Annotated in this window: 11 protein-coding genes; 3 read left to right on the top strand and 8 right to left on the bottom strand. The window is 65.5% G+C overall.

The window, feature by feature from the left end:
- The 5 genes from N878_RS25220 to N878_RS25200 form a co-directional block, all read right to left on the bottom strand.
- Positions 1 to 1,783, bottom strand: a 1,783-nt coding sequence (locus tag N878_RS25220; RefSeq protein ID WP_021446244.1) for a DUF6160 family protein, incomplete at its 3' end; no start/stop codon positions are given.
- An 11-nt stretch (positions 1,784 to 1,794) separates the two neighbouring features.
- Complete coding sequence (locus N878_RS25215; RefSeq protein WP_031304159.1) at positions 1,795 to 2,385, bottom strand: DUF6160 family protein; 591 nt, start codon at positions 2,383 to 2,385, stop codon at positions 1,795 to 1,797.
- Entirely contained in the window at positions 2,372 to 3,427 is a 1,056-nt protein-coding gene (locus N878_RS25210) for a hypothetical protein (RefSeq protein WP_031304158.1), read from the bottom strand. The genes N878_RS25215 and N878_RS25210 overlap by 14 nt, the downstream gene beginning before the upstream one ends.
- An 8-nt stretch (positions 3,428 to 3,435) precedes the next feature.
- The gene (locus tag N878_RS25205) at positions 3,436 to 4,467 is read right to left on the bottom strand and encodes a DUF6160 family protein (RefSeq protein WP_021446241.1); all 1,032 of its coding nucleotides are present in this window, start codon (positions 4,465 to 4,467) and stop codon (positions 3,436 to 3,438) included.
- A 185-nt stretch (positions 4,468 to 4,652) separates the two neighbouring features.
- Positions 4,653 to 5,255: a hypothetical protein gene (locus tag N878_RS25200; protein ID WP_021446240.1), complete on the bottom strand. Its 603-nt coding sequence runs from the start codon at positions 5,253 to 5,255 to the stop codon at positions 4,653 to 4,655.
- 225 nt (positions 5,256 to 5,480) lie between these two features.
- Here N878_RS25200 and mksB point away from each other — a divergent pair, with 225 nt between their 5' ends.
- From mksB to mksF, 3 genes are all read left to right on the top strand, one after another.
- Complete coding sequence (gene mksB, locus N878_RS25195) at positions 5,481 to 6,722, top strand: Mks condensin complex protein MksB (RefSeq protein ID WP_021446239.1); 1,242 nt, start codon at positions 5,481 to 5,483, stop codon at positions 6,720 to 6,722.
- Positions 6,723 to 6,904: 182 nt separating this feature from the next.
- A complete protein-coding gene (gene mksE / locus N878_RS25190; RefSeq protein ID WP_031304156.1) occupies positions 6,905 to 7,597 on the top strand; it encodes an Mks condensin complex protein MksE in 693 nt (230 codons plus the stop codon).
- Positions 7,594 to 10,425: an Mks condensin complex protein MksF gene (gene mksF, locus N878_RS25185; protein WP_021446237.1), complete on the top strand. Its 2,832-nt coding sequence runs from the start codon at positions 7,594 to 7,596 to the stop codon at positions 10,423 to 10,425. Before mksE ends, mksF begins: the two co-directional genes overlap by 4 nt.
- Positions 10,426 to 10,539: 114 nt before the next feature.
- Here mksF and N878_RS25180 read toward each other — a convergent pair whose 3' ends face one another.
- Genes N878_RS25180 through N878_RS25170 form a run of 3 tightly spaced genes read right to left on the bottom strand, consistent with a single transcriptional unit; the run spans position 10,540 to position 14,099 of the window.
- Positions 10,540 to 12,843, bottom strand: a complete 2,304-nt coding sequence (locus N878_RS25180; RefSeq protein ID WP_031304154.1) for a PqiB family protein — start codon at positions 12,841 to 12,843, stop codon at positions 10,540 to 10,542.
- On the bottom strand, positions 12,836 to 13,453 hold the full coding sequence (locus N878_RS25175) for a paraquat-inducible protein A (RefSeq protein WP_031304153.1): 618 nt from the start codon (positions 13,451 to 13,453) through the stop codon (positions 12,836 to 12,838). The genes N878_RS25180 and N878_RS25175 overlap by 8 nt, the downstream gene beginning before the upstream one ends.
- Positions 13,440 to 14,099 (bottom strand): paraquat-inducible protein A, encoded by a 660-nt coding sequence (locus N878_RS25170; RefSeq protein WP_036989416.1) that lies wholly within the window; start codon positions 14,097 to 14,099, stop codon positions 13,440 to 13,442. Before N878_RS25170 ends, N878_RS25175 begins: the two co-directional genes overlap by 14 nt.
- Positions 14,100 to 14,207 lie beyond the last annotated feature (108 nt).

The raw sequence follows: 14,207 nt of genomic DNA, 5'->3' as shown, positions 1-14,207 counted from the left end.
CGGAGCTGAGGCTGAGGGTGGAGCCCTGCTCGTAGCGGCGCAGCACGATGCGGCCGAGGCTGTGGCCGCTATGGCGGTCGCCCCAGCGCAGGTCGCCTACGTCCAGGGTCGACCAGTAGGTGCCCTTGTTCAGTTGCACGCCGTCCTGGGTCACGTCCAGCGAACCGTCGCGAAAGTGCATGTCGTAGCGCGTGCCGGACAGCCACAGGCCCTTGCCGCTCTCGTCGACGGTGATCGCCGCGTTGGCGTCGCTGATCAGGAAGTCGGCGTTGTAGCGCAGGCCGTCGCCGCTGGCGCCGCCGGGGCGGATGGTCAGCTGGCCGTTGAGGGTGAAATCGTAGGCCGGGAAGATTTCCAGCAGCACCAGCAGTTCGGTGCCGCCCTGCAGCGGCGCATCGGCCGTGCCGACGCGCAGGCCGTCGAAGCTGTAGCTGCCGACCACATTCTTCAGGCCCAGGCGCAGGCCGTCGAAGTGGCCGTCGTAGCCGCCGCTGCCCGGCTGGGTATTGGCGCTGCCGGCGTAGCAGCCGGCGCTGACGCCGCCGGTGCAGCTCTTGGTCAGATCCAGGCTGAGCTGGCCACTGCCATGGGTGCGCAGGCCGCTGAACCACAGGCTGTTGCCGTTATCGGTGAGCGAGACCGAGCTGCTGACCATGTTCCACGACAGATCCGCGCTGATGCCCTTGAGCCCGGAATTGGGATCGCCGCCGGGGCGCAGCCTGAACCAGTTCTGCCGCGCGCCCTGATCCTGGAAATTGAGGTCCAGGGCCAGGCTGCCGATCTTCTGGTTGCTCGGGTTGCCGATGATCAGGCCGCCGAGGCTGGCATTGAGCTTGAGGTCCTGAAAGGCCAGCTGCGCGTAGCGGCCGCTGCCGTCCTCGCCCAGGTCGAGGGTGATGCCGTTCTGGCTGCTGAGCACGCCGGCGAAGTTCTCCGCGCGCAGCACGCCGTCGTCCCGGAACTGAAACAGGCTGTTGGCAATGGTGATCTGCGGGATCAGGCGCAGCCCCTCACCAGTGGCGCCGCCGCCGGCGATGCGGATGCTGCCGCCCAGGCGCAGGTCCATATCCAGCTGGCCGAAGCTGCGCCCGTGCTCGGGGTGCCGCGTATCCGGCGTGCCCGGGGTGACCGCCACGCCCGGCAGCGGGTCGCCGTGGGCCAGGTCGAGGTTGATCGCGCCGATATGGCCAACGAAGCGCGAGTCGCCCAGGTCGAGGCGGATCGCCGAACCGTCGCCGCCGCCGACTATGTCCAGATAGGCATTGTTCAGGTAGGCATCGAAGGAGGCGTTGCGCACGATCAGATCGAAGCCATTGTCGCGGTAATAGAAGGTCACCGCGTCCAGGCTCAGGCGGCTGCCATCGACGCTGAAGCCGGCCACGCCATCGGCGCCGCCACCGCTGAGCTTGAGGCTGGCGCCCAGGGTATAGAAGGCGCGGAAGGCGCCGAAGCTCTTGTCGCTGCCGGCGAAGCCAACATTGCTGATCGCCAGTTCGTTGGGCCGGCCCTGATGCTCGATCTGCAACCGCTCGTCGACCACGTCGAGCTGCGTGGTCGAGCTGCTGCCGGCTTGCTGCGGGCGACTGGAGACGCCTTCCAGGCGCAGGCTCTGGCCGTCGTCGCGGTACTCGATGCTGCCCGCCGACCAGCCGCCGCCGCTGGTTTCGATGCTGATGCCGCCCTGGCCGCTGACGCCGGCCAGGCTGTCGTCGTCCAGCGCCTGCATGGCCCAGACCGGCGAGCTGCCCAGCAGGAGCGCTGAAAGCCAAGCGTGACGCTGCATGATGCGGCTCCTCAATTGGTCGGGAAGATCAGCACGCTGCCCTGCATGCGGATGCTGCCGTCGATCTTGGCCGAGAAGATATTGGTCTGCTGATAGCTGGGGTCGCCGCCGTTGGCGGCACTCAGCGCCTTGTTCTTCCAGCCGCCCTGGCTGGCCACGCCGAAGGCGAAGTTGCCGTCCTTGAAGCGGATTTCGTTGGGCAGGCCGAGCGCCAGCACCTCCTGCTCGCCGCCCGCGCCGGTCAGGGTGCGGGTGTCGAGGGTCAGGCCCTCGAAGCTGAAGATGCCCTTGAGGTTGTCCAGCACGTACCAGCCGGCATTGGCGCCGGAACGAATCGCCAGGCGCAGGCCGCAGCTCTCCGGGCTGGCCGCGCCGGCCAGGGCGCAGCTGCGCTGGTTGGCCGTCCACAGCGCCGGGTCGTTGCTCGCCGGGGTATCCCAGAGCACGCCGCCGTCCTTGTTGATGCTGAACTCGCCGGACAGGTAGACCCCGCCCTGGCCGCTCATCTGGCTGAGGGCGCTGTCGTCCAGCGGCTGCAGTTCGGCCAGGGCCAGCGCCGGCAGCAGCGCCAGCAACGCCATGCTTCGGCTAGCGCAGGTCATAGCTGCTCACCTTGAGGTAGTTGAAGCTCAGCCCGGAAATCTCGTTGCGCCCGAAGTTGTAGCCGCCGGTGGGAATCGCGGTGGGGCTGCTGCGCGTGCCGCCGACGGTCAGGTTCTCGAACACCAGATTGGTGCGCGGCGCGTTGGCGTAGAAATCGGTCGCCAGGGCCTGGCGTTGTGCCGCGCTGGTGCCAGCGGCGGTGGGGTTCTGCAGTTCCAGCACAAACTGGCCGTCGGCGCTGGAGCGCAGCCGCAACGGCTGCGACTTGCCGTAGCCCAGGGCGATATTGGCGTAGCCGTTGGTGATATAGAGGGTGCGCGCGCCGCGCTGGGCGGCGGTCTCGCCGGCGGTATCGCAGTTGGCCTGGGCGCAGGACATGATCTCCAGGGTCTTGGCGAAGATATTCACCCGCGCCTCGCCGACCAGCTCGCCGTTGCCGTTCTGTCCGGGGTCACCCCACAGGCGCAGGTAGGAGCCGTCCATCACCAGCTGATGAATATCCAGGGCGAGCATCTCGGTGCGCCCGGCCGCCACCTGGAAGTCGAAGCGCATGCCCAGATCGGCGCGCCCGCTGGCACCGGTCGAGCAGTTGGAGCCGGCGCCGGCGTAGCTGGCGATACAGGGGTTGCCGCCGGCGGTCAGCCGCTCGGGGAAGTTGAACGACAGCACGGCGACATTGCTGGGCGTGGTCTGCACCCACTGACCGTCGTCGCGCAGGGTGCGCAGCTCCTCGCCCTTGGCCAGTTCCAGCTCGAAGGGATGGTCGAGGCTGCCGATGGTCACCGGGTTGAGATTGCTGCCCTTGTTGCTGCCGGCGGCACCCAGGTAGAGGTTCTTCAACGAAATGGGGACGTTCTGCCCCTGGTCGTTGGTGATGTCGTTGATCACGATCTGCGCGCCGGAGCCATCCAGCAGCACCTGATCCAGCACGAAGCCCAGACCGGCGCCCTGCACGTCGGAGAGTTCCTGATCGCTCAGGGGTTCCATGGCCTGGGCCATTGCAGCCGGCAATGCGACCGCCAGCAGCAGGTAGCGCCTCATGCTCATGCTCAGCACCCCGCCGTTGCACTGCCCAGGCAGGTGTCCTGCCGGGGAATGCCGTTGAATGCCTGGTCGAAATTGATATTGATCGGCGAGACCAGATTACCGTTGGCGTCGCGGTACTTGGGCAGGTTCATGAACGCGCCCTGAAGTGCGGTGACGAAGGCGTTGCTGTCCATATCCCGCCAGGCCACGTCCTGGGTCTGTAGGGAGATGAAGAAACCCTTGGCCGCGTTCTGCATGTTGGACATATCGCTGGTATTGCCCACCGGCAGCGACTGGAACTGGGAGAGATTGAAGCAGGTCTGGATGCCCAGAATGCTGCAGTTGCTGGAAGCGAACCCGCCCAGCAGTGCATCGGTCCAGCCCCCGGCGCAGCCCGAGGTACAGTTGAGCCCGTCACCGTTCTTGATACCGGCCATCGTGCCCCTAACCGGATCGGCCGCCCCGCCGGAATTGACCAATATGGCATCGGCTTCGACGATGCTGCTGCGGTACACGCCGGCCAGAAACAGCGCGCTCTGCTGCAGTAAATTCGACTTGTTGTAGATGGCATCGCCCGTGCCCTTGATATGCACAGGGATGTTGCCGGTCAGGCTCTGGATATCGCCGGACAGCGTGCCCTTGGCCTCGCCGAAGCCGATACGCACCCCGACTACACGATTTCCATCGTAGGCCAGTTCCAGGAAGGGGTTGGCGATCTTGAACGGGTTGATGGTGTCATTAGGCCCCACCGTCCCCAGTGCGAAATTGTTGATCAGGATGTCGGAGGAACCCGCTAGCTCGCCGGCCCGGTTGTACTGCCCAAGCTGCAGTTTCTTAATGTTCAGCTGGGTATCGATATTCAGTCCGAAGTTGACTCGGGTGTAATTGATACCTGCATTGCTGTCGGTGGTGAGGTTGATAAACGCCTGTCCGGTGATGGCCGACAGCTCGTCGTCCGCCAGCTCCTCCAGCTTGGCCTGAGCCACCGGCGCGACCAGCAGCGAGGCGCACAGCAATGCCAGAGCATGCTTGGCGAAACGGCAGGACTGGCGCATGGCGGAACCCCTTTTCTTATGGTGGCGGTCGAGCGCTCCGACTCGAGCCCTTAAGGCCACTATAGGGACGCCTGCGCCAGGACGGCCCGACCCATAGTCGAGAAAAGGACGTCCAATAGCCGCCTGCCGCGGCATGATCAGGGCGGCGGTGTTACCGCCGGCAACAGCGGCGTAACACCCGCCCGTCAGCCCTGGCGGAACAACGCCAGCAGGTGCTCGGCAATAGTGCCGCGGATGGCGTCGATGCTCAGCTGCGAGCAGTGCGCCAGCTTGTGCGGGTTGATCCGGTGCAGGTGCAGCGACGGCATGCGCGCCTCGTACTCGCGCAGATCGCCCTTCACCAGCACCGGCAGGAAATGCTCGCCGCGTGCGCGGTAACGCTCGATCAGCAGGCGCAGGCCGTCCTGGAACGGCAGCTCGCGCGAGGCCACCAGGCGAAACTCGCCCGGCACCTTGAGGTACAGCCCGGTCTCGCCCACCGCCTCGCCCGGCAGGATATGTACCCCGGTGGCTTCCACGGCGTCGGCCGGGATATCGTGAAAGGTGTCGTGCCAGGCCAGCTCGTCCGGCAGGATGGTGATGCTGCCCGCCTCCTGCGGCACCACGAAGCTGTAGTTGCTGTAGAGCTTTTCCACGTAGCTGGAATAGATGCACAGGCGGTTTTCGAAGCGCTTGAGAAAGGCGATGGCCTCGCTGCGGTCGGTGATGGCATCCAGCTCCCAGTCCAGGTCGCGCTGGTGCTGCAACTCTTGCCAACAGGCGTCGATACTCAGGGCGGTGGCGGGCATGGGCGAACTCTGGCGGCAAGGCTACGCGCAGCTCTTTGCAGAAAGTGCGCCAGCCGCCAGGCAGCGCTTTTTCCACCCATATCAAGGACTTGCCCGGCCCCTCCGGGCCCGCCGCGTCCCAATGTGCCGCAACGCGTCACCTGCCTCTGATCGACTCGCGCTCAAACCCGGCACCCGCCTTGCAGTACAATCGCCTCTTTTCACTTGCCTGGACCCGGCGCCTCGATGATCGATCCCAAGCGCGTATTGCGCGCCCTCGCCGAACACTGGACGTTGCTCGAACCGCTCTGCGAGCGTTTCGACGCCGGCACCCTGAGCCTGGTGGAGCTGCGCGGCCAGCTCGCCGCGCAATTGCCCGACGCCACGCCCAGCGACACCACCGCCCTGCTCGACACCTGGATCCGCCTGGACATCCTGGTGCCGGTGGCCAAGAGCCCCAACCGTTTCGAGCTCAACGCGCAGATCCACGACTTTCTCGCCTACCTGCGCCGCGAGCACCGCCTCGGCCTGTGCCTGGAGATCGAAGCCTACCTGCGCCACCTGGAGCGCCTGGCCGGCTATATCCAGGACGCCTTCGAAGTGCGCGATGCCAACGACCTGGCGCGCCAGCTGCGCCTGCTCGATATGCGCGTGCGCGACGTGCTGAAGAAGCTGGCCAACGACGAGCAGGCGCTGGTGGGTGTGGCCGACCGGGCCAAGACCTCGGATCGGCAGATTCCCCTGCGCCAGCGCTACGCCGAGGTGCTGGCCACCTGGGACGAATATGTCGAACCGATGATCCAGCTGGTCGCCGCCGACGGCGCCTTCGAGCAGGGCGTGCGCCGGGTCGAGCAGGTGCTGCTGCGCCTGCTCGGCGACCAGCAGCGCCTCGGCCAACTGGTCGACGACGACCTGCTGCTGCGCACCCACGCGCGCATCCTGGAAATGCAGACCACCGCCCAGCTGACCCTGCGCAAGGCCCGCGAACTGCTGCTGCCGCTGCGCGAGGAAGCGCGCCGGCACAACGCCGTGACCCGAGGCGCGGCGCTGGCGCTGTCGGTGATCCGCAAGAAGGGTATCGACGCCGTGCCGCAGGCGGCCATGCCGCTGTTCACCCGGCCGCAGAGCAACTTCCTCGGCAGCGCCAGTCAGGTCGAGGCCTACGTTTACGCCCTGGCGCGCTTCGAGGCCAAGCCGGCGCACTTCCCCAAGGCCAGCGGTAGCCGCAAGGGCGGCGCGCCCAAGGCACCGAAGACCGCGCGGGAAATGATCGAACGCTGCGAACAGGCCCTGCCGCTGCCAGACCTGATGGCCTGGCTGCTGGAACAGGAGCCGGAAGGCGCCACCGACGAGCTGCTCTACTGGTTCTCGCGGCTGTCGCGCGAGTCGCGCTTCCAGCGTGAACGCCTGGAGCGCCGCCAGTACCTGACCCGCGAGCACGAGGTCAGCCTCAGCTCCTATGCCCTGGTAGGCCAGCCCAATGCCTGAGTACTACGTAGGGTGGACAACGCTTTTTTTGTCCACCTTGGCGATTGCCGGGCGGTGGACGGATGAAGCGTCGTCCACCCTACCCCCTGCTCAAGACTCCGTAGGGTGCGCTGTGCACACCATAACCGACGACCCGGTGCGCACGGCGCACCCTACTCGGCTCCACTAGCCAACGGATTGCCATGAACATCGATCTAAAAGAAATGACCCAGCTCGCGGCCGCCTTCCGCGACCTGTTCAAGGGCTACCACATCTCGCGCAGCGAGCCGGAGTGCTACGCCCAGCTGTCCAGCATGCAGGACCAGTACCGCGCGCTGTTCCGCGCCCTCGGTTTCGAGCTGGTGTGCGACCCGCGCGGCTTCTACTACTTCGTCCCCGAGCAGGTCGCCCCGCAAGTGAACAAGACCGCCCAGCGCCTGGCGCTGTTCACCTTTATCCTCGTGGAACATCTGGCTGACCAGGGCCGCGACCCGCTCTCCGTACTCGACGGCGGCAGCATCGGCCGTGACGAGCTGCCGGCGCTGCTGGACAAGTACCGCGACCTGTTCCTGCAAGCCGAGGTGACCACTTTCGAGGAGCTGGAAGACAAGATCATCCGCCGCCTCATCCAGCTCGGTTTCGCCGAGGACAGCAACGGCGTGTACCGCTTCCTGCCGCCGATGCACCGCTTCCTCGACGTCTGCCTGTCGGTGCAGCACGACCGCGACCTGGCCGCCAGCCTGCACAGCAGCGACCTGCCGCTGCCGGCGCCGGTGCTGCTGGACGATGACGGCGATGCAGACGCGACCGCTGTCATCGATATCGAAGAATCCGAGGAAGATGCCCTGGCCCGCGCCATGGCCGACGAACGCGCCACACAGGAGATGGACGCATGAGCCAGGAACGCTACGGCATCCGCCGCTTCGCCCTGCTGAACACTGCCGGCTACAGCCTCGGCCTGTTCCCGCTGGAAAACCCGCTGTCGGTCTACGGCGCCAACAACCTGGGCAAGTCCGCCTCGATCAACGCCCTGCAGTTCCCCATCCTGGCGCGCATGTCGGACATGAGCTTCGGCAAGTACAGCCTGGAAGCCTCGCGCAAGTTCTACTTCGCCAGCGACACCAGCTACATCCTCGTCGAAGTCGCCCTGCCCCATGGCCCGCACGTGATCGGCGTGGCCGGTCGCGGCCCGGGTGGCGGCTTCGGCCACCAGTTCTTCGCCTACGCCGGCGAGCTGGACCTGGAGCACTACCAGCAGAACGGCACCTGCCTGCGCCAGCGCGAACTGTTCAAGAACCTCGGCCAGGCCGGCATCACCGCCTACGAACTGAAGCCCGACGAACTGCGTCGCCTGCTGGTCGGCGGTCACACCAGCATCCCGCTGGACCTGACCCTGATTCCGCTGCGCTCGACCAGCGAGCAGAGCTTGAAGACCTTCCGCGCGCTGTTTATCAACCTCCTGCACATGCGCGAGATCACCGCGGCCAAGCTCAAGCAGCTGTTCCTCGATGCCTTCGAGCACAGCCTGCGCTCGGGTAGCGTCGACTATATCGCCGCCACCGAAGAAGCCTTCCGCGACGTGCGTCGCATGGAGCAGGACTACCAGGCCCTGGTCACCGCCGGCCCCTTGATCGAGGCACTGGCCTCGGGCGTGGCCCAGCGCGAAGTGCTGCGCGGCAAGCTGCATCGTCTCTCGCCACTGCTCGACAACCTGCTGGGCACCTGGCACGACTACGCCGATGCGCGCAAGGAAGAGCTGGTAATCCAGGCCGAACACTATCGCAACGAGCAGGACGGCCTGCAGAACGAGCAGCGCGGCGGTACCAGTGAGCTGATGCGCCTTGAGCGCGAGATCAGCGAAATCCAGCGCTGGCTGGGCGAGCTTTCCGTGCTGAAGAACCGCTTCGCCCTGGTGGAAAACGCCAAGGTGCTGGAAGAGCAATTGCTCGCCGCCAAGGACGCCCACGACGAACTGGCCGGCGCCCTGGCGCAGTCGCGGCAGTTCTCCAGCGAAGACCTGGACGAGCGCCTGCGCGACCTGGAAAAACGCCTCAAGTCGGTCAAGCAGCAGCTTGATCACGCCGACAACAACAGCTACTCGCGCCTGCGCGAGGAGTTCAGCCAGCAGGACGTCGACCGCCTGATGCGCCTGTTCAACGGTCAGCTGTTCAGCCTGCCGCTGGGTGAGAAAGGCATCCAGACCGACGGCGACGATTGGGTCAAAGCGGTCGAGGCGGTACTGGATCGCTTCAAGGGCGACACCTTCGCCGTGCCGGGCCTGTCCATCCACCTCAGCCATATCGAGCCCCCGGCCTTGCAGGCGCTGGCCGACCGCGCCGCCCTGCGCGACCAGAAGGATCGCCTGGAGCGCGAGCTCAAGCAGCTCAAGACCCAGCAGTCGGTGGCCGCCGACCGCGCCGCCAGCAAGGCCCAGGCAGAGACGCTGTACCAGGCCGTGCTGGACGCGCAGAAGGCCCTGGAGGACTTCCGCAAGAGCCAGACCCTGGCTGCCGAAGAGCCGCAGAAGCTGGAACGCCTGGCCGAACTGGAAGGCGCGCAGGACGAACTCAAGCGTGCCAGCGATGCCTTTGCCGAACGCGTGCAGCAACTCTCCGCCAAGCTGCAACTGGTCGGTCGTCAACTGGCCGATCTGGAAGCCAAGGAGCGCACCCTGGAAGACGCCCTGCGCCGTCGCCAGTTGCTGCCGGCCGACCTGCCCTTCGGTACGCCGTTCATGGAGCCGGTGGACGACTCGCTGGACAACCTGCTGCCGCTGCTCAACGACTACCAGGACACCTGGCAGGCGCTGCAGCGCATCGACGGCCAGATCGAGGCGCTCTACGCCCAGGTGCGCCTGAAAGGCGTGGCCAAGTTCGACAGCGAGGACGACGTCGAGCGTCGCCTGCAACTGCTGGTCAACGCCTACGCCCACCGCCAGGACGAGGCCCTGACTCTGGCCAAGGCGCGCCGTGCCGCGGTGACCGACATCGCCCGCACCCTGCGCAATATCCGCAGCGACTACGACAACCTGGAACACCAACTGGCGCTGTTCAACCGCGAGATCAACAAGCGCCAGGTCTCCAACCTGCAGAGCTTCCGCATCGTCTTGGCGCCAAACAAGGAAGCCCTGCGCCATATCGACCAGATCATCCACAGCGCCGGCCAGTACGAGGAAGGCGAGACCCTGTCGGTGTTCGACCTGTCGCAGTCGGCCGATCAGGACGCCAAGAACGAAGAAGCCAAGGACTACCTGTCGCGCCTGGTCGCCGCCAACGGCAACCAGCTCGGCCTGAAGGATCTGTTCGAACTGGCCTTCGAGATCACCAAGGTGCATGGCCAGCCGATCATCCACACCGACATCGATGGCGCCGCATCCAACGGCACCACCATGACCATCAAGGCACTGACCAACATGTACCTGTTGCTGCACCTGATGGACCGCGAGCAGGCCGGGCGCATCCGCCTGCCCTACTACCTCGACGAGGCGGCGGACATCGACGAACGCAACCAGCAGGCGCTGATTGAAACCAGCCTGCAGCTCGGCTTCGTGCCGATCCTGGCTTCGGTGAAGCCACAGGTCTCGGCCCACGTGGCCATCGACCTGGAAGGCGGCAGCGGCCCCAACGGCATCTACATCGACGAGGCGGACTGGAAGTTCATCAAGCCGCGCGAGACTGCCAAGATGCAGGCGCCGCAGCAGGAAGAAGCGGTCGAGCCGGCTTGAAGCTCAAGCCCCTCCCAAGGTTCACACGACCGTAGGAGCGGCTTCAGCCGCGAGCTTTCATAAGCCCAATGAAAAAGACCGCTCGATGCGGCCTTTTTCATTTCTACGGTTTGCTCACTGCTCCAGCACGATCTTCGGCGCCCACTGCATCCAGCCGTCCTCAGGCTCATCGAACAGCGCAAAGGTCTGCCCCGGCTGCGCCGGCCCGCCCATTTCCGGGTTGTTCGGCGTGGCGAAGGCAATACCGCCCTCGATCAGCGCCTCCAGCGACTCGGTCCGCACCTTGACGCCCTTGAACAGCCCGGCATCCACGCCGATGCCGCTGGCATTCCAGAAGCGGCTGCCGCTGCGCACCAGCGGTGCATAACGCGGCTCGATCAGCACATGGATCAGCACCCGATCCGAGGTCGGCCCCAGTTCGAAGTTCACCACCTTGCCCACCGGGATTTCGCGATAGCTGACCAGTACGCCGGGCTTGATCGAGCCGCGCCGCGCTGCGCTGAGCACCAGGCGCAGGCCCTCTTCACGCGCACTCTGACTGGGCGGGCTGCCCAATGCGGTGAACTCCAGCCGCCGCGCGCCCGGTTTGGCTGCCGGCTGCACTTCCAGGTACTGACCGCTGACCAGGGTACCCAGGTTGGCGGCGCGGGTCAGGCTCAGTTCCGGCTTGATCACCCAGAACTGCGTGCCCTCGCGGGCGATACGCTCGGCGGCCTCGGTAATGCGCACACCCAGTACCACGGCCTGCAGGTCGTCGGTGAGGCTCATGCTCTCCACCTTGCCGACCTCCAGGCCCTTGTAGCGGATCGCCGTGCCGGGCTGCAGGCCGTCGCCATTGGCGACCCGGATGCTGATCGGTTGCCCAGGTTGCAGGGCGCTGTCGCGATCGGCGTATAGGTTGAAACGCTGCACCCGCCGGTCGCTCCTGGCCGCTTGCGGCTCGGGCGTCTCGAAGGCGATGCCGCCGGCCAGCAGGGTCTGCAGCGACTCGCTCTTCACCTCCACCCCCGACAGTCCGCCCTTGAGGGTGATACCGCTGGCATTCCAGAAACGGGTCGAGGAGTTGACCAGATGGCTGTACTCCGGCTCGATGTGCACGCCCAGCACCACCTGGCGGTCGTCGCGCGACAACTGGAAGCTCTGCACCGACCCCACCTTGATCTGCCGGTAGAGGATCGGACTGCCCACCTCCATGGACCCCAGGTTGTCGCTGAACAGCACCAGGTGCAGCCCCGGCGCGCCCAGATCCAGCGGCGGCGCCTTGGGCCGCGCCACGAACTCGCGCAGCGGCGGATTGCCGCTTTCGCCGGGACGAATGGCGATGTAGTTGCCCTTGACCAGCGCCTCCAGACCGGTGATGCCGGCCAGCGAGATCGACGGTCGGACCACCCAGAAATCGGTGCCCTCGACCAGGTAGTCCTCGGTACGCGGGTCGAGCATCAGCTCCACCTGGGCGCCGCCCAGGTCGGCATCGACCTTGAAGGTCTTCATGTGGCCGACCTGGATGCCCTTGTACATCACCGGCGTGCGTCCCGGCTCCAGGCCTTCGAAGTCGTGCAGCTTCAGCGCGACGCGGATACCGGCCTGCGCCGCGTCGTAGTCCTCGTAGAGGCGGAAGGGAATGCTCGGATCGGTGGCCGGACTGTCCTTGCGGTGCTCCGGCGTGGCGAAGGCGATTCCGCCGGCGACTATGCTGGCCAGCGACTCGGTACGCAGCTTGACCCCGGTCAGGCCGGCATCGATGGACACGCCGCTGGCGTTCCAGAAGCGCGTGTGCTTGCGCACCAGGCTGGCGTACTGCGGCTCGATAAACAGCTTCACCTCGACCGTGCTCTGATCCGCGCCCAACACGTAGCTCTTCACCAGACCGACCTGGATCTGCTTGTAGAACACCGGACTGTCCTTGCTCAAGGAGCCGAGGCGTTCGGCGTGCAGGGTCAGGTGCAGACCGGGCACGTCGTCCGCCAGCGGCGGCGCCTCGGGCAACGCGGTGTACTTGCGCGCCGGCTCGCCCTCCCCCGGGCTGACGGCGATGTAGTTGCCGGACACCAGTGTCTCCAGCCCGGTAATGCCGGCCAGGGTCACGCTGGGCTTGACCAGCCAGAAGCGCGTGCCGCTGAGCAGATGGGGCTCGGTGTCCTTGTCCATCTCCAGCGTGGCGATCACCCCGCGCCGCTCGCCGCTACGATCGAGCGCCAGTTCGGTGACCTTGCCGATGGCGATGCCCTTGTAGATCACCTCGGTCTTGCCGACCTGGATACCGGAGCCGTTCTCGAACAGCACCTGAATCTCGATGCCGGCTTGCGAATAGGCGCGCCAGGCCAACCAGGCCCCTATCGCCAGGGCGAGCAGGGGCAACACCCAAATGGCAGACCAGTTGGAAGCCGGTCGAGTCTTGGCCGTTGGCAGATCAGTCATGGTCAGGTTCCGTATTGTCCCAGATCAGGCGGGGGTCGAAGGTCAGGGCGGCGAGCATGGTCAGAATCACCACGCTGGCGAAGGCGGCGGCACCGGCATTCGGCTCGATGCTGGCCAGGCTGCCGAAGTTCACCAGCGCGACCAGGATGGCGATGACGAAGATATCCAGCATCGACCAACGGCCGATCCACTCGATGAAGCGATACATGAGAATGCGCTGGCGCGCCGACATCGGCTGATGACGTTGCACCGAGTACAGCAGCAAGGCGATGCCGACCAGCTTGAAGGTCGGCACCAGGATACTGGCGACGAACACCACCGCAGCAATCGGCAGCATGTCGTACTGGATCAGCTCGATCACCCCGCCCATGATGGTCGACGGTGCCCCCTTGCCCAGGCTGTTGACCGTCATGATCGGCAGCAGGTTGGCCGGTATATAGAGAATCGCCGCGGTCAGCAACAACGCCCAGGTGCGTGCCAGACTGTCGGGCCTGCGCGCATGCACCTGCGCACCGCAGCGGCTGCAATACTGGTGCTTGACGTCTGGGTCGACGGGGTTGAGCTGATGGCACTCATGGCAAATCAGCAATCCCGCATCAATCGCCCGCATGAATGTCCTCCCCGGACAAGGCTTCCCAGATCTGATGTGGCGACATGGTCACCTCCAGCCACACCTGCACCAACAGCAGCGCGACGAAACAGAACAATCCCAAACCGAGGCTCAGGTCGGCCAGATCCATCAGCTTGACTATCGCCACCAGGATGCCCATCAGATAGACCTCGAGCATGCCCCATTCGCGCATATGGTGATAAATGCGATAGAGCAGCAAACCATAGCTGCGTCCGAAATCCAGGCGAATGCTCAGCAGCACCAACAGCTGGCACAGCAGCTTGAGCAGCGGCACCGCCATGCTGCAGAGAAAGACCACCAGGGCGATGCCCTGCATGCCGCTGTTGTAGAGCCCTACAACGCCACTCCAGACCGTATCCTCGGTGGTCTGCCCCAACAGGTTGAGCTGCATGATCGGCAGAAAGTTGGCCGGCACATAGAGCAGCAGGGCCGCGATCACCAGTGCCAGACTGCGCCTGATCACGCGGTGCCGGTGGCGGAACAGTTCATAGCCACAGCGCGGGCATTCCGCACTTTCGCCATCGCTCAAGCTCGGCTTGTGCATCAGCAGATCGCACTCATGGCAAGCGACCAACGCCTCCAGCGGAAACGTCATTAGCCGCTGCTCGGTAGCCGAATCAGACATGAAGCCCCCCAGGTAATATCGACCTATTCTAGACGAGCCACGGCAACGGACATACACAGGCGAACGGCGTCTCTCACGGCACAAGGTATGCCACGATTTTCCGACGCA

This window comes from Pseudomonas sp. EGD-AK9, assembly GCF_000465935.2.
In the GTDB taxonomy this organism is placed as follows: Bacteria; Pseudomonadota; Gammaproteobacteria; order Pseudomonadales; family Pseudomonadaceae; genus Aquipseudomonas.
This window is presented reverse-complemented; position numbering and strand designations above follow the sequence as displayed.

Coding starts and splice junctions, on each gene's coding strand:
- N878_RS25215 (WP_031304159.1), bottom strand. CDS start 2,385: ATGACCTGCGCTAGCCGAAGCATGGCGTTGCTGGCGCTGCTGCCGGCG.
- N878_RS25210 (WP_031304158.1), bottom strand. CDS start 3,427: ATGAGGCGCTACCTGCTGCTGGCGGTCGCATTGCCGGCTGCAATGGCC.
- N878_RS25205 (WP_021446241.1), bottom strand. CDS start 4,467: ATGCGCCAGTCCTGCCGTTTCGCCAAGCATGCTCTGGCATTGCTGTGC.
- N878_RS25200 (WP_021446240.1), bottom strand. CDS start 5,255: ATGCCCGCCACCGCCCTGAGTATCGACGCCTGTTGGCAAGAGTTGCAG.
- mksB (WP_021446239.1), top strand. CDS start 5,481: ATGATCGATCCCAAGCGCGTATTGCGCGCCCTCGCCGAACACTGGACG.
- mksE (WP_031304156.1), top strand. CDS start 6,905: ATGAACATCGATCTAAAAGAAATGACCCAGCTCGCGGCCGCCTTCCGC.
- mksF (WP_021446237.1), top strand. CDS start 7,594: ATGAGCCAGGAACGCTACGGCATCCGCCGCTTCGCCCTGCTGAACACT.
- N878_RS25180 (WP_031304154.1), bottom strand. CDS start 12,843: ATGACTGATCTGCCAACGGCCAAGACTCGACCGGCTTCCAACTGGTCT.
- N878_RS25175 (WP_031304153.1), bottom strand. CDS start 13,453: ATGCGGGCGATTGATGCGGGATTGCTGATTTGCCATGAGTGCCATCAG.
- N878_RS25170 (WP_036989416.1), bottom strand. CDS start 14,099: ATGTCTGATTCGGCTACCGAGCAGCGGCTAATGACGTTTCCGCTGGAG.